The organism is Prevotella sp. Rep29, assembly GCF_019551475.1.
Classification (GTDB): Bacteria; Bacteroidota; Bacteroidia; order Bacteroidales; family Bacteroidaceae; genus Prevotella.
Map to the genome: position 1 here is coordinate 479,846 of NZ_CP047159.1, position 20,489 is coordinate 500,334.

The following is a 20,489-nucleotide window of genomic DNA, read 5'->3' on the forward strand; positions in this document are numbered from 1 at the left end:
ATAATGTGTAGATAACAAAGGAACAAACAAAAATTCAAAATAACATAATCAAATATGAAACAAAGGAAACTGTGGATGCTCGCCGCCATCCTCATCTGCGGCACAAGTGTATTCACATCGTGTTCGTCGGACAACGACGACAATCCTGTCGCGCCGACAGACGAGGTGGAGGCGCAACTGCAGAAGATGACGCTGCGCGAGAAGGTGGGGCAACTGTTCTATGTGCGCCCCGAGTGTCTCGACACCACCATCCACTTCAACCAGCCCAGCAGCGTCGACGGCAGTACGGACGACATCAGGGCCATCAAGTTGCAGGCCGTCAACGAGACCATGCGCGGCGTGAACGAGAAATACCCCGTGGGAGGCGTCATCCTCTATGCCCACAACATCGAGGACGAGGCACAACTCACGGCTTTCATCGCCCAGATACGCGCCCTTGGCGGCTCGCCGCTGCTCTGCATCGACGAGGAGGGAGGCCGCGTGGCACGCATCGCCAACAACGGGAACTTCGCAGTGGAGAAGTTTGAGTCGATGGCGGCCATCGGTGCCACGGGCGATGCGCAGAATGCCTACCACTGCGGCAACACCATCGGCACCTATCTGCGTCGCTACGGCTTCGACATCGACTTCGCCCCCGTGGCCGACGTGAACACCAACCCTGAGAACATCGTCATCGGCGCCCGTGCCTTCAGCGACAATCCCGAGGTGGCCGCGCCGATGGTCGTCAGCTATCTGCAGGGGCTGAAGGATGCCGGCGTGACGGGCTGCATCAAGCATTTCCCCGGACACGGCGACACCAAGGCCGACACGCACTTCGGCTATGCGCAGAGCATGAAGACTTGGGAGCAGATGAAGGACTGCGAGATGATCACCTTCAAGGCAGGTATTGCGTGGGGTACACAGCTGATTATGACAGCCCATATCGCTACGCCCAACGTCACTGGTTCGGACATCCCCGCCACCATGTCGTCCGTCATCCTGCAGGACAAGCTGCGCGGCGAACTCGGTTACCAGAATATCATCATCACCGATGCGATGGAGATGGGAGCCATCACCAAGCAGTACACCAATGCCGAGGCCGCTGTAGGTACGCTTCAGGCCGGTGCCGACATCGTGCTGGGACCGCAGAACTTCGTGGAAGCCTTCGATGCCGTGGTCAAGGCCGTAGAGGTCGGCAGGCTCAGCGAACAGCGCATTGACCAGAGTGTGCGCCGCGTATTGAAACTGAAAAAGCAAATAGGAAGATAACAGATGAGACAGGTAAAATTATGGATGCTCGCCGCCATCCTGACTATCTGCGGCATGACGATGGTGTCCTGCTTCTCGGACACGAAGAAGAGTGCGGCAGTCAGCGCGACTGACGATGCCAGCCAGTTTGTAACTATCACAGACGTGGTGCCCGATGTGATTCTGGAGATCCGTTACTTCGGCACGTATAACTTTGTGGGAACGCGCATCGACGGCTATGATGAGCCGACGGCACTTTTGACTAAGCAGGCTGCTGACAGTTTGAAAGCCGTGAGCGACGACGTCAAGGCGCAGGGCTATCGCCTGAAAATCTACGATGCCTACCGTCCGCAGAAGGGTGTTGACCACTTCGTGCGCTGGGCCGAGGACATCAACGACACACTGATGAAGCCCTACTTCTATCCCGACCTTGACAAGAGCGTGCTCTTTCCACAGGACTACATCTGTCTGAAGAGCGGTCATACGCGTGGCTCTACTCTCGACCTGACACTTTTCGATATGGCAACGGAGAAAGAGGTGGACATGGGCGGCACCTTCGACTGGTTCGGTCCCGAGAGCCATCCCGACTTCTGCGGTAATCCTGAAACGGGCGAATACACAGGAGACAACAGCAAAAGTCCTGCTAACCCGAAACGTAGCATCACCCCCGAGCAGTTCAAGAACCGCATGATCCTGCGTCAAGCGATGCTGCGCCATGGCTTCAAGCCTTTCGATACGGAGTGGTGGCACTTCACGCTGAAGGACGAGCCCTTCCCCGACACCTATTTCACATTCCCAGTTAAGCAACTGAACAAATGAAGTTAAAGAAACTATGGATGCTCGCCGCCATCCTCATTTGCGGCACAAGTGGGTTTACTTCGTGCGGAAACGACGATGATGCCGCCATTGTTACTCCGGCGGCGAAGGAATACTTCACGCAGTGGAATCAGTGCGAGGCGCTGACCGCCTTGCAGAACTACGTGAAGGACGTGACCGATGTCAACTCACCCAATTATATCCAGGAGGAAGACCGCATCGCCACGTTCGACATGGACGGTACGTTTGTGGGCGAACTCTATCCCTCGTACTTTGAGTATAATCTGTTGGAGTACCGCGCGCTGGACGACCCCGACTACGAGGCTCCGAAGGACGTGATGGAGACGGCACAGGAGATACGCGACTTCGTGCGCAACGGCAAGCCGCTGCCCGACCACTTCGACATGAAGCATGCCTACGCCGCTGCCAAGGCCTACGCCGGCATGACACTGGCCGAGTTTGATGCCTACGTGAAGGCATACGCTGCCCAGCCCGCCAACGGTTTTTCGGGCATGACCTACGGCGAGAGTTTCTACAAGCCGATGCTCGAAGTCTTCGACTACCTGAAGAACAACGGCTTTACCTGCTACGTGGTCTCGGGCAGCGACCGCTTCATCTGCCGCGCGCTAACGGAGGCCATCGGCATCCCCTCCAACCGCGTCATCGGAATGGACGTCAGGCTCGTGTCCTCCGCCCAGGGTACGGCAGAGGGCGTCAACTACACGATGGGCCGTGAGGAGAGCATCCTGCGCACCGACGAACTCATCATCAAGAACCTGAAGACCAACAAGGTAAAACAGATAGCCCAGGAGATTGGCAAGGTGCCTGTGCTCTCCTTCGGCAACAGCGGCGGCGACGCAGCCATGCACAACTATGCGCTCAGCAACCCGAAGTATAAGTCGGCAGCCTTCATGCTCATTGCCGATGACGACCAGCGTGACCATGCCTCGCGCGAAAAGGCCCTCACGCTGGGACAGCAGTGGCGCGAGGCCGGGTATCATGTCATCTCCATGCGCGATGACTTCAAGACCATCTACGGCGAGGGTGTCACGAAGACCGACTTTTCCTTTCCCGTCGACATAAAACCCCTCACCGAGTGGCAGGCTGGTCGAACCGTGAGTCAGGAGGCCGTCGAAGCCTTTGGCGGCATTGACAATTGCTTCGCCGCCGACCCTATCCCCGATGGTGTGTGGCAGCGTATGCAGGGCAAGACGTACAAGGAGAATCCCTACATCGGACGTGACGACCTGCGTCACATCCGCGCCCTGCACTGGGACTACGACAACCAGATGCACGTCGGCGAGATGATAGTGAACAAGCAGATTGCTGACCGCGTAGCCACCATCCTGCGCCAGTTGTTCGATGCCAAGTACCCCATCCAGCGGATGTTGCTGCCCGACGTGTATGATGCAGATGATGAGACCCAAATGCGCGACAACAACTCATCGTGCTTCTGCTACCGTGTCATCGCGGGCAGCACCAAGCTGTCGAAACATGCCCGGGGGCTGGCCATCGACATCAACACCCTCTACAATCCCTATTACAAGGATCGCAACGACGGCACGCGCTTCATCCAGCCCGCCACGGCTGAGAAATACTGCGACCGCACGTGGGACTTCCCCTACAAGATAGACCACGACGACCTCTGCTTCCGCCTATTTACTGAGGCCGGCTTTGAATGGGGCGGCGACTGGACATCGTGCAAGGACTTCCAGCATTTTGAGTTAATAGAAGAATAAGTCACAGTAATGAACTATAACAAAGGGGAAAAGCTGCTTTCTGAAAGATTCTACTTGACTTGGGCTGGAGAGCAGATGTCCTGGACAGTCAGAATGACACTGAAGATGAGGGATCCTGTTGACGGCGATTTATTGCGTCAGGCAGTAGAATCAACGCGCCAGCGTTATCCATATTATCAAGTGAAACTCGGCATTAGAAAAGATACTGAAGGCACGGAATATTTCGTGTACGAAGACAAGGAATACTTCGACTCTTCGGTTGCCTTTGAGTCCTTCTTCGTAGAATAGTTGGCCTTCAGATTTGCCTCCAGAGAGAACAGACCAAGATTGAGTTTTGCCTTCGCATCCACTTCGCCACCATACTCGGTGTGCGAGGAGTTCTCGCTGACACTTGACGAAGAGGCGTTGATGTTGGCCTTGAAGTTGATGTCAACGCTGTTGATTGCGATGTAGGGGATAGGTACGATGGTGAGCAGAGGTACATTGAGTTGGGTCATGCGGCCTCCCTTGTTGAAGGAGAAAGCCACCATGACGGCACTCTTCTGTCCTTTCTCGTCAGTGTTCAGTCCCACTTCCTTGATAAACTCCCATGATGTCTTGGCTGCCATAGCCTGTGCCTCGATGCACGCCTTCAGCGGGCCGCCAATCATACTGCTGAAAGGAATTGCCTGCATGGCACTGGTTGCCACATTTGCAGGAACATTACTTATTGCCATAAAAGTTTTTTTGTTTTTTTTAAATTGTTATGCTTACTCTGTTTCAAGGTTTAGGAGTCCTAGCCACAATGCCATACCGACGCGTCTTAATATAATGGTATGCGTGAGGTCATTGTCCTTCATCCGACGGCTTTTCAGCTTCTGCCGTTTGCAATCTTACAGTTGCACCCCTTTTCGGAAATGCACGGCAAAAGTAAGCAGAATTTGGCAATGGCGAAGAATGGTTTACATGAGTGCCGGGTGTGGTTACATGAAGGGGATAGGATGCATGTCGCAGGTTGTCGCACCTGTCGCCATCATCAGAACCAGTGATTAATAGGGAGCAAGAGATGTTGTATCAATCATATCTACCCATAATTACAGCTACAATAGAGCTACAGAACGATATGTCTGGGCTTATAGTGCGACAGCATGCGAGGGCGATGCTACAAGCGGTACGGTTGCTAAGTGCCTGTAAATCAGTTGTGCGCAAGTTGCGACAAGTGCGACATGAGGATTGCTTAAAACGGCAGTTCTTCTTGTTTTGTTTCGGTGGGTTCGTCATCAAGTGAGTCACTGAGGAATGTACTCAGGTTGATGCCGTAATGCTCGCAAACATCGGTATAGCAAAAGCAGAGAGGGCGGTCCTGCTCGGTGATGATCTTGCACTTGGGCTTTCCACCCTCCAACACATAGTTCTGCACAGGCTGACCGTTGGAGTTGATGCGTTTGAACCGCTCAGCAGAGGTTGCCACGCCCAGATACTCCGGAGAAATCTGGAGATAATACTCAATGGACTCATTGGACAGGGTACTGATGTTCATTTCACGACCTATCTTCTGATAGACATTGAATGCCGTATTCTTCCTGAGCATCAGAATCTGACGAGGCTCACCAAACTCATAGCCGTCCCTCATTTTGTTGGTCTTCAGTCGGCTCTTTGACTTAATGAGATAATCCTTCTCGTTAATGAGTTCGCCCTTCTGCTGCGCACAGCTAATAAGGCTCCAGAAGTTCGAGACTTCGTCAGAGCGGTTGCACAGCTTGTTCTGCCGGATCAGTCCGTCCATACAGAGGTCGAGCAGATGGTTATAGGTGAACGGGAATTCGATGCTTCCTTGTAGGGCAAGGTATGCCGATAGGGGAACAAGCCAGTTGTTCTCAATACGGTCTTTCAGTTCTGGATTCCACTTGGGATGTAAGGTGACATCAGTCTTTGCCTTTTCCCAGGCGAGTTCGAATCGCTCCGTGAACTTGTCGCGCAGACTCACGAGTTGGATGGTGATGTGCGTAGCACCATACATTCGCAGCTGCATCAACTCAGCAAAGCGTTCACGCTCCTGCTGGTTGTGGTGGTCGCGGTCGTAGGCCAGGAAGATGAGTCGCGTAAACAGGGCAATGTCGGCAGTCGGCATCTCCTGACCTGTGAGGATGATGCCAGAGTCCACCCTAGCCTGTTCGCGTTTCTTATCCTTGTCCATGTTCATACGACTGCGCCCGATGCATGCCCAGAGGTCTTTGAGCCATTCAATCTTCTTGGTGTCGATACCGTTCTTGTATTCGTCGATATGGACAAGGGCATTGCTGACGCTGGCTACGGCATCAGCCAGTGCGGGAATGGTGGCCGTCTCAATATTCTGAGGCTCGTTACCCACGACGAAGAAAGCCATCATCGTCTCAGCCAGTTCGGTCTTACCAGAACCCTTCGGGCCGAAGATGTTGAGGATAGGGAAAGAAGGTGACTTCTGCTTATAGACATCCTTGAAGAGCGTAGCCATATAGAAGCAGAGGCTGATAACCGCATTATCGCCAAACACATCGACTATCTTGGAGAAATAGTCGTGTAAGGAGATATTGGAATAGGTCTGGTGGCGGAATTTGCGTTCATTGGAATACAGTTCCGTAGAGTCCTTGTAAATCTGCGACATGGCGGGAAGATAATAGTTGCGTTTCTCCAGCCTGACGATGCCCTTGTCATCTACAGGATGCCAGACACCATCTTCCAAGGCACCATTGCAGAAACAGTAAAAGCCCTGCTGTTGCCAACCAAGTTGTTTGATTTCCACGGCGGTTTCAGACACCTTGGCCAGATAGCGCATCATTTGGATTTGTGAAGAGTCATCTGCCAGCCATGTATAGTTGCCGATACCGACAAGTTTCTGACGCAGTTTCTTGGAAGAGGTGAATTCCTCCATATTCAGCTCGATAATCTCTTTTTGTCCGTCGGAGTTGCATATTTCGAACAAGCGGATGGGATGAATATCATCCTTGACATGGAACAGGGGCTTCAGAGTGAAGTTAGACCATTGCTTCTCCTCTCCCTTCTGGTTATAGCCATAATAACAGCCATGCTGGACGGTAAAGCCAAAAGAACGGAGCATGTCAATGTCGCCCTCGTTGTTCTTCTCGGAGAGTTGCTTCTGTCGTTTCTTCATGGCGGTATTGAGAGCCTGACGCCAGATGGTCTTGTTGCCGTCAATCCTCGCAAGAGCAGTGATGTATCGCTCCCGAATGGCTTCGTCCTTGATACAGAGGAGCAGTTCACAAGTCTCGTCGATGGCTTTCTGTTTCTCCTCCGTCGTACCGTTTTTGTTGAACCGTTTCTCAAATGCCCATAATAGGAACTCGCGTTCCTCCAACTTGGCAAGATCGGCTTTGTCAGTGAAGAACTCATCAGGGTCTATCTTCTTTGGTTTTTCTACGCTGAGGTCATTGGGAATCTCCTTGACGCTGACGGTAAAACCCTGCTGCATAGCAAGGGCTCCGTTACGGATAACGTTACAAAAACCCGCACCGAGTTTTTCCCCGCCCTTGGGAATATCAGAGTCTGGCATAAAACAGAGCGTGCAATCCTGTAAGCGATAGTCTTTCAGTTTCTGGAACTGATTGACTGTCCATGAGCCACCAAGGGAGGCTATGGCATTGAAGATACCAACTGACTGTAGCTTCATCACATCAGGTGCCCCCTCTACTAAGTACAGCTTTCTGTCTCCCCGTGCTTTCTTGATGGCAGTGTCGATTCCAAAGATAGAACGGGACTTGCAATACAAATCGCTGTCGGCAGAATTGAGATACTTACAATCCGACTTGTCGTCTATCGCCCTTGCCGTAAATCCCTCGATATGGGAATATCTGTCACGGATGGGAATCATGATGCGGTTACGATAGACGCAGTAGACGGAGTGTGTCTTCTCACTCAGTTTCAGAATACCCATTTCCTGCATCAGTTCCAAACTAAGGCCTTCTTTCTTTGCATAGTCGATAACCGATGTCCAATTGTCAGGAGCATAGCCGATATGCTTCTCCTTGCAATACTCTTCGTTCCATCTGCTGAGCATATATGCATTTGCTGACTTGGCATCTGGTGTTTCCTTCCCTATTTCCTGGCAGAAGAATGCGCAAAGCCTTTCATTGATAATGCGCATGGACTCCAGTTTCTTGTATCGCTCTTCCTCTTCGGGTGTGGACTGGAGATCTGAGTCAGACAAGTCAATATGCAATTTCTCCTTCAGCAGTTTCTTGACAGCAAGGGGAAAAGTGAGACCGTCCTGTTCCATCACAAAGTTGATGACGTTGCCACCCTTGCCACATCCGAAACAGTGGTATAGGTTCTTGGCCGTGTCAATGTGGAACGAGGGTGTGTCCTCCTGATGGAAAGGGCAGCATCCTTTTGCGGTATGGCCTTTGAGCTGAAGCTTGACACCATAGTCAGACACCACTTCTGCCAGATCAACCTCGTCAAGAACCTTGTCAATGTATTTCTTATCAATCATAATAGAAAATCACTTTTGTATTATATAAGCGTTACTTTATATTATATAATGGTATAAGGATTAAAGGCTACTGAGTTCCTTCCTGTGTTCCTCCATAAAGGCTACTATCATAGCCGCTGCCAGAGCACGGATAGGGATGTTTCGCTCCGAGTTAGCACGAAGTTGCTCTATCTGTTTCTTAACCTCTGTGGGTAGCCATACAGCAGCACCCTGCCCCTTAACACCAGTATAGTCCTCCAGTCCTTCGGTGAACTTCTTCCAACCAACGGCATGCCAGTCGGACTTTTCCTTACGGAAGGCTGCAGCATTACCATTGGATTCAGCGTTTACACCTGTTATCTTTGTGACACTCTCCGCAAGAGAGATTCCGTTGACGTTCTTTGAAAGCAGCGGGTTTATAACTTTTTTCTGTTCCATGTCTTATAGTTGATTGATGATTTCAATGATTCTGTCAAAAGCATGCTCAACGGCAGCATACTGGTATTTGTCAAGAGGGTAGAGTGTGGAGTATCGCTTGATGACCACGCTCTGCTTGACTCTCGGCGTGACCGTTCCAAGCCGGCCAAGAACAGAGATGGTTTCATCTCTCATTTCACGCTCATGTGCCTTGCCTTCTGTGGTGTTGATGCGGTTGGGCAGGAAAACCAAGCTGGCAGATGACTTCTGGCTGATGACGGAAACAAAGATGCCTGTCGCATCAATGGTATCTACATCGTAGGACATGGGAATGACAATAAGGTCGGCTATCGAATAGAGGATGGAGAGGTTATTGTCGTTGAGATTGCCAGGGCAGTCAATCAATACAATGCCGTCTTGTTCTTTATATTCATTCATAGCCGCTTTTACTATCTTACTATCAAGTGTATTGAGGCGGGTGATGGCCCAGGGCACAGTCTGCCCCGGGTCTGCTTCCACCTCACGCTCACGATGTCTGGACAAAGATGCCTGAATATCGGCATCCACGGCTACAACAGGGACTCCCTTCATAGAAAGGTACTCCGCAAAGTGGGCGCATAGCGTGGTCTTACCCACACCGCCCTTGATATTCGAGAAAAGAATAATTTTACTCATGAGATTATGATTTTATACTATACATTTATATACTACTACCGGAATCTTCATTGGTATTTCCTCTGCGTAGCTTCTGAATATCCTCTGCGCGATAGAATACCTTTCGGCCGATATTGATCTGCGGGAGGTATTTGTTGTTGTTCCAAAGCCAGAGAGTCGTAGAACTAACCGACAGCATCTTCATGACCTCGCTTTTTGGAATCAGTTCTTCTTGGTTGTCAACATTACTCTCAGCTTTTTGAGATTTTTCAGCCAGAAGTCGCTCAGAGAGTTCACGGGCAAAGGCAATGGCACCTTTCCCTGTAAGAGTAAGGGAGATGTGGTCACCGCCCTTAGAGATTGCAGACACGAGTCGCTTTGCAAACAACTCACTTTCTTCACTTGGTTCAAAGTAGCCAACCTGGTTGGCATCCTTTGCAAAAATATTATCTTTAATCATATCTAATTGAATTAAAAATTCTGGCTGCAAAGGTAGCCCTTTAGATTGGTAGTATTCGGGAATCGCTGGAAACCTTGAAAATAAAACGATTCCGTATGCGACTGAAAGACAGCGGCATACGGAATTTGAGATTGCTAATTTTCCTTAAATTCGGGAATCGTTGGAAACAATCGGGAATTTGATTCTGTTTATCCTTGGTTCAGGCCATTTTTAATGGCTGTTTGTATGTCAGAAGCAAACTCAATATTGGCTTTACTTGAATTCGAATTGATATAATGATGGTGGTCGTAAGTATCACGAGCAATGTTGAATTTTTCAAGGATAGTATTAATCCAATGCTCAGTAAGATTCTTTCTATAGATATGTTTTGAGAGTTCACATATCATATAACAAATGCGGCCATCTTCACGATTTCTTTTTCTTATTCGTGGTATTGGTTCCCTGAGATTCATTAACAAAATGAAGTCAGTACATCTGATTTCCTCAAAAAGCATATTATTGCAAACTCTCCAAACGAAGGTGCAAATAGCAGGATCGATTAAATCAAGTTCTTTGGTGGTTTCCTTTAATAATCTTGTCATACGCCACCCTCCTTCTTGATTATCGTTATGTCATTCATGATGCATTGGCTTACTACCGCTAATTTATTAGCAAGAACATCCAATAGCATAAGGTCAAAACTAATAAGACCAATCCATTTGTTACGCGCTTCAATATATTCATCGTAAAGGTGCTCATACTTTTTCTTTAAGGCTTTGTATTGCTCATTTGTAGCGTCGCACTCTTCTTCAACCTTCTTGATTTCTTCTTCTGAGCATCCACCATAGAACATGCTGTCAAGACGATTACTGAGACCTGAATATTTTCTCCATAGCTCATTTGCCTTTTCACTTTCAGTTCTCCATGATTTCTCATATGGGGCAACAATCCATTTATAGACCGTCTCTCCCTCAAAAGAAGAAAACACAACAGCATTGGATTTGAGTATCTCAGTACATTCCTTTGATTCTGTGTATAACAAGCATGCATCAGAATATAATCCATCAATATCATTATGAGCTTTTTGTTCTGCATCCTCTATTAATGAATTCGTATCCTTAATATTTTTATAGGTTTCCCATATAGTCTTTTTCTCTTCAAGGCAAAGAGCACCTTCCCGAACGTATTTCTTTAATAGTTCGTTAATGACTTGTAATCCTGAAACCGTATCCTGGATTCTATTATTCATAGTCTTATGTCTATACAATTATCTCCCAAAAACCGCCTTTGTCTGGGCCAACACGACGAAGGTATTTGCCACGCAGATAATTAATATTGCTACCGACCGCAGTATAACTAACCCCTAACACCGTTGCGATTTCTGATTTAGAGACATAGGGGTTCTCAATCATCAAACGCAACATTGTAATCCTGTTTTCTGTCAACTTGTCGCCATTCAGTTTTGCCTTTTCAATTAACTTTTCGATCAACCCAGGACGGCTATCTGGTAACTTTTCTGGTAACTTATTCTCATTTTCTGGTAACTTTTCTGTTAACCCATGAGAATTATCTGGTAACTCTACAGCTTGGCCTCTTTTCGTTTTCTGTGACGTTTCTGTAACCTTGGGCACAGTAATCTTCAAGATGAAGTCATCTGTTCGGAAAGACGGAGCTTGGGCACCATTGGCTTCCTGTTCCCGACAGATACGATCCATGCCCTCACCAAATTCCTTCACGTAGTGATAGGCTTTCAGGAATGCAGCAATCTTCGGATTACGCGAGAAGTGGGTGTTACGGATGTTGCTGGGTTTTACCTGTCCTGGCAACTTGCCTGGCGATTCAAATACCAGTCGGTCATCGAACATCTTGATCTGTATCTCAGTTCCTTTGATATTGTGGGCTCTGTGGCAACAGGCATTGACTACCATCTCTTGGATGACGAATTCAGGATAGTCGCGACGGGTAACAAATTGTCCGTGCTGTCCCAAGAAGGTGTGCTCACGTACCTGAGTCTCAATGAACTCAATAGTTTTCCTGACTTGATTCAAGATGGTTCCCTCAAAGATGACATCCTTGATGACGTTCATCTCAGCACCAACTTTCTCGTCAACACCTTCATAACGAATGAAACGAGTACGACTGCGAGGGAAGAACTTCTGAGGATTCTTGCCGAAAAGCAGGATACAGGCAACGCTGACATCTTCCTCACCCTTCTTGTTGGTCGTTACAAAACCGTTATTCTCTCGCAGGTATTCAAGCGGTGACTTCCCGTAACCTACCAGTTTGGCATATTCAGCAACGGCATCCATATCGATGTCATCAATAGTTGCGCCATACACAGCTGTATCTTCATAAGAGCGTTCACCTTTGTCGTACATCAGTTGCATCCGTTCGTCAAATGTCAGTTTGCGGCTCTTGTCGCCCACACGGATATAGGCTTCGTCAGCCTGATTTGTGTGCAGGAACTGACTGGCGGGAATATCCATCAGCAGAATACGATTGGGATTGCCTTCGTCGTCAGTGCAATCCATATATCGACAACTGACTGGAATGGACGGGTTGCAGAAATCAAACGGCACACGAAGCAGCTCATTCAACTTAGCAGTATGTTGGTTCACACCTTCTATCTTTCTTGTTTTGTCAGAAATACCAATTGCCAGCATACCACCGTCTGCATTGGCCATCGCCACAATTGGGATTGCCAGTGCTTTCGGGTCGATCTGTATGCTCTTCAGGTCAAACGTCTGACCTTCTTTCCCTGTCCTTATTTCTTCAATTGTCATCATTTGTGTGCAAAGTTACAATAAAATCTTCAAATTAATATACCTTATTATATATAGTTAACCATTAGTATAAGTTATCCTATCAAGTCAATGACGCTCTTAAGTGTTTCATCTTCTATGTTTCGATAACGCTTGAAAGCTCTTGAACCATCTACATGACCACTCATTTTTCCAATCAGGTTAGGATCGCTCACTTTGAAATAAGCATTTCCGATAAAGGTACGACGGGCCAAATGACTTGAAGCAACGGTGTCAATAGGAACCAGTTCGTTTTCACCAGTCTTAGCGTTACGGATAATAACATTGCGAGTAATACCAGCCAATTTGAAGATCTTTTTGATGGCAATGTTATATTTCTGAGCTGTGATGAATGGGAAGAGTAAACCATTCTTATTACATCCTTCATACTTCTTTACCAGTTCCATAGCTTTAGGATGCAAAGGAATTCTGGCTTGCATGGCTTGTTCGCCATTGTCTTTCGTTTTATGTGGGGTATATACAAGAATGCCATCTATTATGTTACCAGGCCCTAACGTAAGCAAATCTCCAACACGGCAACCAACAAAGCATTGGAAGATAAAAATGTCTCTTTGTATACCATAGCCTGCAAGGTTGGTCTTGTCAATACCTTTTCTTTCTTCCTCTGACATGTTCTCGTAGGCTGCGACAAAGTCAGTCTCTGCTATCTTGTTTCTTTCCTCTATGGTAATATAATAAGGAGTTCCAACCTTTTCTGTCCCAAGGTTTATACCGTCGAAAGGACGATTCTTCGTATATTCCTCTTCGTAGAACCAATGGAATAGGGATTTCAGTCGCTTAGCGCCTTTAATAACAGTGTTCTCACCCCTGTCTTCCAGTTTGCAGTTGCCTTTCGTCACGCTTGCAGGATATTCTGAAAGCAGTTTTTTGAAGAGATCTTTATGTTCCGTAGATAGTGTGTATTCATGACGGAGGTAGTCGATGAAATCTTCTATGTCGCTTTTCGTAACGGTATCAATATCGAAAGTGAAATTGCTTCGATTATAGTCTGTAGCACGTATAAAGCCTTCGTATCTTGCGACCTCTCTCATCAATACCCGAAAGACCTTAGCGTGGGTGTATGCCAAGTGGCGTTTCTCGATGTACTCTTCGGCCAATTCATAGAATGTTTTCTTGTTTTCTGTTTTGACAATATATTTGTCAGGATGCATAAAACGATCAATAACCAATTGCAGCCAGTCGCTTGTAAGATTGGCTTCTTTATTGTTATCATATGCCTCTATGATTGTTTTCCTAAGATTATCAAGACGGTCAGATTGTTCCCGATGGTATTTTACTTCAGGTGTCTCCAAACGTTGCTTGATAACGATGATGCCACTTTGCCGGAGTGCATAATGGCTCTTTTTTGCCTTATCCTCCGTGATAGTAAGCAGATTACCTGGGACCTTAACGCCAAGGCTTTCAGTCTTTGGTCTATCAATGTAATACTCGAAATATTCAGGTGAAACAAAAACACCACTCTTTGCTCTAAGATTGAACTTGGAGCCCTGAAAGAATCGAATAAGAACTTCACACATTCCCGTTTCTTTCTGTACCTTGCTTGATATCCTTAATTCTATCTGTGCCATTATTCTTAAGTTTTGAATTCTGGTGCAAAGGTACAATATCTATTTGGTTACACCAAGGAATTTTTGGCGTATTTTTGGCGTGATAATTAAAAATTGGCGTGATTTTCTGCTTTTGAGTGAAATGCTAAAAATGGTGTAACTTACTGATATAAAACGACATGAAAAGAAATGAATATTCATTCGATAAAATAGATTTCAATGGAAGTAGGGCAGTAATCCCGACAAGAGGAGTGAAGCCGCAGGGTTTCACTCCTCTTTTTTGTTGGGCATAAGTGATGAGGTGGCAGCGGGTGGAAATAAAAAAGTGCGTTTTTTCTGTCACAAAATTCGTTCTTATGCGTATTATAGTTAAAGAAGTTGATTAAAAGAACGGAAAAAAGCGAATGACAACCGACGGGTTCAATACGGAAATGCAGCTGCTGCGCCCTGTGCTCATCAAAACCGCAATTCATTATGTTGCCGATGAATTTGTGGCAGAGGATGTTGTCCAGGATGCGTTGCTCCGCCTTTGGCGGATGCACAAGGATTTGCGAATGCCTGTCGAACCGTTGGCGAAAGTCATTGTCAGAAACCTCTGTGTCAGTTATCTCCGGCATCAGAAACCATGCTCTCCTTTGGCAAATACCGATGTCCGGGATACTGATGAGGTTGATATGGGTGAAGAACGGGTTGAGCGTGTGTTGGACATCATCGATGCCTTACCCGAGAAGCAGCGCCTATTGCTTCGCCTTCGCCACATGGAAGGGATGCAGATGCAAGAGATAGCAGAGCTGACGAATAGCAGTGAGATTGCCGTAAGAAAGATTTTGAGTCGCGCTCGGCAAGCAGTGAGAAACCAATATTTAATGAAAGGGAAGCGATGAATGCCAATATGAGTACAAAGAGGATGAAACTCCTGATTGAGCGGTTCTTCGAGGGCGAGACGACTCTCGGTGAAGAGCAGGCTATCTATGCTTATTTCCGTGCAGGAGATGTGGATGAAGAACTGGAACCGATGCGTGAGATATTTCTGGATTTCTCTGCATTGGAGACACCGGAAAGCCTGTCAGAAGAAGGAACGCCGGCAAGCGTTGCTGCGGAAGTGCCCTTGGAGGTTAGTGGGGACAAGACTTCAAAGCCCTGGTGGTGGAAGGTTGCTGCGGTGATAGCAGTTGTTTTGACGTTGACGTTTGGAACGAAATACATGGCAGATGTGCGCGAGCGTGATGCGTTGGCGGCGCAATACGGTGGCAGCTACATGATTGTTGACGGCAAACGGATTGACGATTTGACAGAGATTCGTACACATTTGGAGCAGGTACTCGCCTCTGCCGACCGTCTGGAGAAACAATTTGGCGGACGCACGTTTGTACAGGAGGCGGAAAGGGATTTGCTCGGCGCATTCGATGATCCCGTTCAGCGGGCTGAAATGAAAAGATTATTAAACGAATAAATGATAACGAACAATGAAAAAAGGACATTTAATCGGAATTTTGATGTGGATGGCTTTTGCCTTTCCTGCACAAGCGCAGAACAGCATTGACCGTCTGGTGGAAGAATATTCTACGAGCGGTCCTTCCGTATTTACTTCTGCGGTAGAGCGGGACCCCCAGACGCGAAAGGTTGTCAAGGTTGTCAACGTGTTGGAAGTGAAGAGCCAGCAGATAACTCCCTTTGTAAGGGCTTTTGAACGGGAGAAATCAACGGCTAATGTGCAGACCAGCATTAAAAACGGAGAAAGCACAGTCGTGCTCACATGTGAGAAGAACGGTTTCCGACGCATTTATATGCTTCAGCGTCGGAGCGATCCACGTGCTTACATAGGTGGAAAAGTAACAATTATCATCAAATCTATAACTAAAAAATAAGGAGTATGAAAAGAAAGACTATTCAACTGGCAATGGCAGCCATCTTCATGGTTAACCTGAGTTCGTGCGCCACCAATGGCAAAGACGATGTCTATACCGTAGAGAATGGTGTTGGTACGATAGCAGTGGGGTTTGACAAAAAAGACAAACAGGAGGCGAAGCGCATCTCCCGCACCTACGGTTTGCGTGATTTTACAGGCATCAGGAACAGCGTCGGCGTGAAGATTGAATTCAGGCAAGGTCGTGATTACAGCATCCGTGCCACAGGTGCGGAATCCCTGATGGAGCTGCTTGACGTGAAAGTGGAAAACGGAACGCTTGTGTTGGGCTCTAAAAAGAAAAATCCCATGTGGAACGACATGGTCGAGATAGTCATTACGGCACCCAGCCTTAATGCGTTGAAAAACAGCGGCTCGCTCGTTTTTTCGACGGAAGGTCTTACGTCTGAAGCATTCACCTTGAGCAATTCGGGATATATGAGCATCAAGGCAGCGACAATCGGCTGCACCTCCTTTGCCGCGAACAATTCGGGAAGTGCCAAGATGCACTTCAACGTCAGTTCGACGGGCGATGTGACGATGAAAAACAGCGGTGCCTGCCATTTCGAGGGAAATGTCGTGAAAGGCACTTCGTACAGATTGCAAAACTCAGGGCAAGGCACGTTCAAAAGCGATGTGAAGGCGGCAAACTGCGACCTGAAAAACAGCGGTGCTTCAGTCATCAGGCTGTCGGTAGTGTCCAGCGTGTTTAATATGTCGAATAGCGGTTCGTGCAAAGGCAATCTGGCATTGGAAGGCGGTGCGGCTACGTTCAAAAACAGCGGAGTCGGCACGCTTGATGTGAAGTGTGACTGTACGGAGATAAACGCGAAAACGAGCGGTCAGTTCGTGATGACTATCAGTGGTACGGCAGACAAAACGGAGATTTCGTCGTCGGGCATATCGAAAATCAACACGAAGGGACTGAACAAGTTCTGATTGCCGAACTGCCCTTGTAATAGGAAATAAACATGCGGGCGGATACATCGATCCGCCCCTACGATGCGCCATGTTTGAATTAAGAATTAAGAATTAAAAATTAAGAATTATGATTAGTGCTCCCAGGCTTCCCATTGCTCCCAGCCCCAGCCTCTTCATGATTCCCATTGCTCTCGTTGTGCTGGATTTGCAATCCAGCACTATTTCCGTTTTGTCGGATTTGCAATCCGACAGCAAATAATATTTCCGCCGAGGTGGAATGCGTATTAATCGGATTATAAATCCTTATAGCAAATGCGTCTGGATTGCAAATCCAGACGAACGGGTCCGCCCCTACAATGTACCATGTTTGAATTAAGAATTAAAAATTAAGAATTATGATTACTTTAGTGATCCCAGAATTCCCAGCCTCCAAAATTCTTAAAAATCCTTAATCGGATTTATCATTTTTCATTTATCATTTGTCATTTAGCGAAGCGCAAAAATATGCAGTTGAACTTTCGTTTTCCAAAAGTTGGACTTTTAGCTTGCAAAAGTTCCCCTTTCAGCTCCTAAAAGTTCCCCTTTTGGAGTGCGAAAGTGGCACTTTTGGAAACGCATTCTTAATACACTGAAACACAGGCGTTTACAAATCGGTTTCCAACGCTTCACCCCTCGCATAAATATACAGCCTTGGCAGGGTGCTGAACGGGCAAAGAGGGGAGTTTGTTTTTATTGTTATAGTTAATTATATTTAATAAAATAAACACAATAGTTAAAAAGTATTCAAAAAAGAGAAGATAATTGAATAAAAATTCCCACGGACGAAATTATTTTTTTACATTTGCGAAGATTTTGTCATAAAATGTGACAAGATGTAGCGAAAAGTAAATAATAACAAACTAAAAACAATAAAATGATGAAAAATTATTACAAATTATGTTGTTGGCGCTCATGCCGCTGTGCATGCAGGCGCAGACGGTAACGATCAAAGCATCTAACGCCTCGACGTATCTGACAACAACAATGTCAGGAGCGAGTGCGGGCAGGTTTACCGTCAAGGATGTTACTGCCTTGAGAAATGCAAAGAAAATTATCATTGCAGCAGACCTATCCGACACCTACAAAGAGTTTTATTATAACCATAATAGCATTGCTAAAGGCTTAAACATTTTGGCAAATTTGGAAGAGTTGGAATTGCAAAAGAATCATAAGTTGATCAGGATTGTCGTATGGGGGACAAAGATAAAAAAATTAACGGTATATGACTCCAGTCCTACCGATAAGTTTGTCGAATTGAATGTGCAATCTGCATTTTTGACCGAAGACAGTATCATCCTGGGCGACAACATCAAGTTTGACCAATTGCACCTCCACCGGAATAAGATAACCAGTCTTGAGAAATTTTACACTCGTTTTAAGGCACCTACTGTTACTAGTAGAACTGCAGGTATATATTGCAATGGCGGGTCATACATTCGTAAAGACCGTGCCAATGTGGATGACGGAACTTTTAATCCAACCAATACGATTCGGAAGATTGATATGAGTCGTGTCCCAGACTATGTGTCAGCTTTTCAGTTTAGGAATAATTTGCTGGAGCATTTAGATGCAGGTAGTCATACTAAATTCGATAATTTACTGCTCTCATACAATCTGCTTTGGTCTTTGGATCTTAATTCGGTTACAGCGCCTCCAGGTACCATAAACTATGAAATCAGCCCGCAGAAGCCCTTAGCCGACCTGACGGTGGTGAAAGGCACAGCGGAGAACGGCTCCGGAGACGAAGTGCGCCTCAATTTGCCCGTAGATCAGAATGCCCTGTTCGATGGCACCCGCCTCAAGCCACACAGCGTGAAACTGCTGAATAATGAGATAGCTACCCAGGCGCTGCAGCACGACGGAACGCAGAACTACTTCAAGGTGGCAAGCGTGGCAGACGGCGCGACAGCCGACCTCGACCTCTACGAAAAGGATGGTGCCTTTTCGTATGAATATGACCACCGACCGAATTTTGAAGGTACATCCAACGAGTCATTACGGTATATGACGGTGCAAGTGAAGACCTATCCGTACATCATGTACATCAATCCGCTCACCAAGCAAGGGAATAAAATCAACTACTATTCCGGCACGCTCTGGCTCGACTACGACGCCGTCGTGCCTGCAGGCACCACGGTATGGATAGTCACCGGCATCAGGAGCAAGTCAGATATTACCAGCGGTGGAACAGCCAATGCGTATGACCAGTTGGAACTGAAGCAAATCGGCGACGGCGACTCTGGCACCCTCATTCCCGCCGGCACCGCCATGTTCGTGCGCTCCGACAGCCAAGCCGGTCTCTACGCCTTCCAGAAAGTGTGGACACACAAACTCTTAGGATGGTCTGCGGATACAGTGATGTACGAAAAGGTATATACCGATGAGCAGCTGAATAAATTACAAGCCACACGTGACAAAATTGCCGAATTAGGCGGCAACCTGCTGGAAGGCGCAGGCACAGAAACCGATTTCGGCGGTCCTCGCAGGGCACTCTCCCTGGGCTTCGAAAGCGGGATAGGAACCGGCGTGATCGGCTTCTGGCCCTTCACCGGAACGAAAGCTGCCCCACACCGCTGCTTCATCAGGGAAACGACCTATAAAAACGCTGGGGGCAGCAACAGTGCGAAGGGTGCGACCTTCTTCTTCAACGATCCGGAGACGACGGGCATCACCCACGTAAATAATAATAATGTGAGCACGGACGACGATGCGTGGTATTCGCTCGACGGTCGCCGTCTCAGCGGCAAGCCAAGCTGGAAAGGTGTTTACATTCACAAAGGCAGAAAGGAGGTAATACGATGAAACGCGAAGCATATATCAAGCCGACGTGTGACTCAGTTCCTTTGGCTTCAGAAAATCACTTGATGGAATTCAGCGGAAAAACCGCAACGGGTAATATGCTCGGAAAGGAGAACGGCTATGAGGAGGACGACAGTGACCTTGGCAGTTGGGAATACGACGTGGAGAATCCGTTCGGGATTACGTACAATGTCCGCAAAGTATGGGAAGACTTCAGTGACTATGGTAAGAAGGGGAAAAAATAAACGATAACCCGACCCAAGAAAACGACGGCGGCAGGAGCAATCATTGCTTCTGCCGCCGTCGTTTTAGTATCATTAAGAGTTAAGGATTATGATTGGGGATTCTCTGTATTTCCAGATTTTCCTGTCTTTCCCATTGTTTCTAATTCTTAATTTTTCTAATCCGGTTTATCGTTTTTTATTGCTTGTTTTTCATTTGGTGAAGCGTATAAATATATGGTTGAACTTTCGTTTTCCAAAAGTTCAACTTTTGGAAAGCACTTCTTATGGTATTGATAAACAGTTGTTTACGATTCGGTCTTCGGAACGGATGCTTGTGCATAAATATGCAATGGCATCATGATGGCAAATGGGGGGCGGAGGGAGCAAAAAGAGGACAAAACAAAAAAAACATTAAGATGTTGTGGAAAGTCGGGAAAAATGTATAACTTTGTCTTCTGAAAAAGAAAATAGCAGGAGCGCGTGCTGATAGGG

The 20,489-nt window shown here is 47.2% G+C and carries 18 protein-coding genes; 9 read left to right on the top strand and 9 right to left on the bottom strand.

Annotation, left to right across the window (positions count from 1 at the left end):
- Nucleotides 1-54: 54 nt before the first annotated feature.
- The 3 genes from GRF55_RS01995 to GRF55_RS02005 are packed head-to-tail and all read left to right on the top strand — an operon-like array spanning nucleotide 55 to nucleotide 3,782.
- The gene (locus GRF55_RS01995; protein ID WP_220368895.1) at nucleotides 55-1,248 is read left to right on the top strand and encodes a glycoside hydrolase family 3 protein; all 1,194 of its coding nucleotides are present in this window, start codon (nucleotides 55-57) and stop codon (nucleotides 1,246-1,248) included.
- Between the two features lie 3 nt (nucleotides 1,249-1,251).
- A complete protein-coding gene (locus tag GRF55_RS02000) occupies nucleotides 1,252-2,046 on the top strand; it encodes a M15 family metallopeptidase (protein WP_220368896.1) in 795 nt (264 codons plus the stop codon).
- Entirely contained in the window at nucleotides 2,043-3,782 is a 1,740-nt protein-coding gene (locus GRF55_RS02005) for a M15 family metallopeptidase (protein WP_220368897.1), read from the top strand. Before GRF55_RS02000 ends, GRF55_RS02005 begins: the two co-directional genes overlap by 4 nt.
- 176 nt (nucleotides 3,783-3,958) lie before the next feature.
- Here the strand turns inward: GRF55_RS02005 and GRF55_RS02010 are convergent, their stop codons facing one another.
- From GRF55_RS02010 to GRF55_RS02050, 9 genes are all read right to left on the bottom strand, one after another.
- Nucleotides 3,959-4,498, bottom strand: coding sequence for a DUF2589 domain-containing protein (locus tag GRF55_RS02010; protein WP_220368898.1), 540 nt, complete (start codon nucleotides 4,496-4,498; stop codon nucleotides 3,959-3,961).
- A gap of 500 nt (nucleotides 4,499-4,998) precedes the next feature.
- On the bottom strand, nucleotides 4,999-8,250 hold the full coding sequence (dnaG, locus tag GRF55_RS02015; RefSeq protein WP_220368899.1) for a DNA primase: 3,252 nt from the start codon (nucleotides 8,248-8,250) through the stop codon (nucleotides 4,999-5,001).
- A 60-nt stretch (nucleotides 8,251-8,310) separates the two neighbouring features.
- Nucleotides 8,311-8,667, bottom strand: coding sequence for a hypothetical protein (locus tag GRF55_RS02020; RefSeq protein WP_220368900.1), 357 nt, complete (start codon nucleotides 8,665-8,667; stop codon nucleotides 8,311-8,313).
- Between the two features lie 3 nt (nucleotides 8,668-8,670).
- Complete coding sequence (locus tag GRF55_RS02025; protein ID WP_220368901.1) at nucleotides 8,671-9,321, bottom strand: ParA family protein; 651 nt, start codon at nucleotides 9,319-9,321, stop codon at nucleotides 8,671-8,673.
- A 25-nt stretch (nucleotides 9,322-9,346) separates the two neighbouring features.
- Nucleotides 9,347-9,760: an AlpA family transcriptional regulator gene (locus tag GRF55_RS02030; RefSeq protein ID WP_220368902.1), complete on the bottom strand. Its 414-nt coding sequence runs from the start codon at nucleotides 9,758-9,760 to the stop codon at nucleotides 9,347-9,349.
- 188 nt (nucleotides 9,761-9,948) lie between these two features.
- The gene (locus tag GRF55_RS02035) at nucleotides 9,949-10,341 is read right to left on the bottom strand and encodes a hypothetical protein (protein ID WP_220368903.1); all 393 of its coding nucleotides are present in this window, start codon (nucleotides 10,339-10,341) and stop codon (nucleotides 9,949-9,951) included.
- Nucleotides 10,338-10,988, bottom strand: coding sequence for a hypothetical protein (locus GRF55_RS02040; RefSeq protein ID WP_220368904.1), 651 nt, complete (start codon nucleotides 10,986-10,988; stop codon nucleotides 10,338-10,340). Before GRF55_RS02040 ends, GRF55_RS02035 begins: the two co-directional genes overlap by 4 nt.
- A gap of 10 nt (nucleotides 10,989-10,998) precedes the next feature.
- A complete protein-coding gene (locus tag GRF55_RS02045; protein WP_220369587.1) occupies nucleotides 10,999-12,522 on the bottom strand; it encodes an ATP-binding protein in 1,524 nt (507 codons plus the stop codon).
- A gap of 74 nt (nucleotides 12,523-12,596) precedes the next feature.
- Nucleotides 12,597-14,129 (bottom strand): site-specific integrase, encoded by a 1,533-nt coding sequence (locus GRF55_RS02050; protein ID WP_220368905.1) that lies wholly within the window; start codon nucleotides 14,127-14,129, stop codon nucleotides 12,597-12,599.
- 383 nt (nucleotides 14,130-14,512) lie between these two features.
- On the opposite strand from GRF55_RS02050, the gene GRF55_RS02055 reads away from it, so the two are divergent.
- From GRF55_RS02055 to GRF55_RS02080, 6 genes are all read left to right on the top strand, one after another.
- Nucleotides 14,513-14,992, top strand: a complete 480-nt coding sequence (locus tag GRF55_RS02055) for an RNA polymerase sigma factor (RefSeq protein WP_220368906.1) — start codon at nucleotides 14,513-14,515, stop codon at nucleotides 14,990-14,992.
- An 8-nt stretch (nucleotides 14,993-15,000) separates the two neighbouring features.
- Nucleotides 15,001-15,561: a hypothetical protein gene (locus GRF55_RS02060; RefSeq protein ID WP_220368907.1), complete on the top strand. Its 561-nt coding sequence runs from the start codon at nucleotides 15,001-15,003 to the stop codon at nucleotides 15,559-15,561.
- A 13-nt stretch (nucleotides 15,562-15,574) separates the two neighbouring features.
- Nucleotides 15,575-15,976, top strand: a complete 402-nt coding sequence (locus GRF55_RS02065) for a DUF5024 domain-containing protein (RefSeq protein ID WP_220368908.1) — start codon at nucleotides 15,575-15,577, stop codon at nucleotides 15,974-15,976.
- A gap of 5 nt (nucleotides 15,977-15,981) precedes the next feature.
- Nucleotides 15,982-16,953: a GIN domain-containing protein gene (locus tag GRF55_RS02070; RefSeq protein WP_220368909.1), complete on the top strand. Its 972-nt coding sequence runs from the start codon at nucleotides 15,982-15,984 to the stop codon at nucleotides 16,951-16,953.
- A 918-nt stretch (nucleotides 16,954-17,871) separates the two neighbouring features.
- On the top strand, nucleotides 17,872-19,776 hold the full coding sequence (locus GRF55_RS02075; protein WP_220368910.1) for a hypothetical protein: 1,905 nt from the start codon (nucleotides 17,872-17,874) through the stop codon (nucleotides 19,774-19,776).
- Nucleotides 19,773-20,018 carry a hypothetical protein gene (locus tag GRF55_RS02080; protein ID WP_220368911.1) on the top strand — a complete coding sequence of 82 codons (246 nt, stop codon included), beginning with the start codon at nucleotides 19,773-19,775 and terminating at the stop codon, nucleotides 20,016-20,018. The genes GRF55_RS02075 and GRF55_RS02080 overlap by 4 nt, the downstream gene beginning before the upstream one ends.
- The last annotated feature ends 471 nt before the right edge of the window (nucleotides 20,019-20,489 follow it).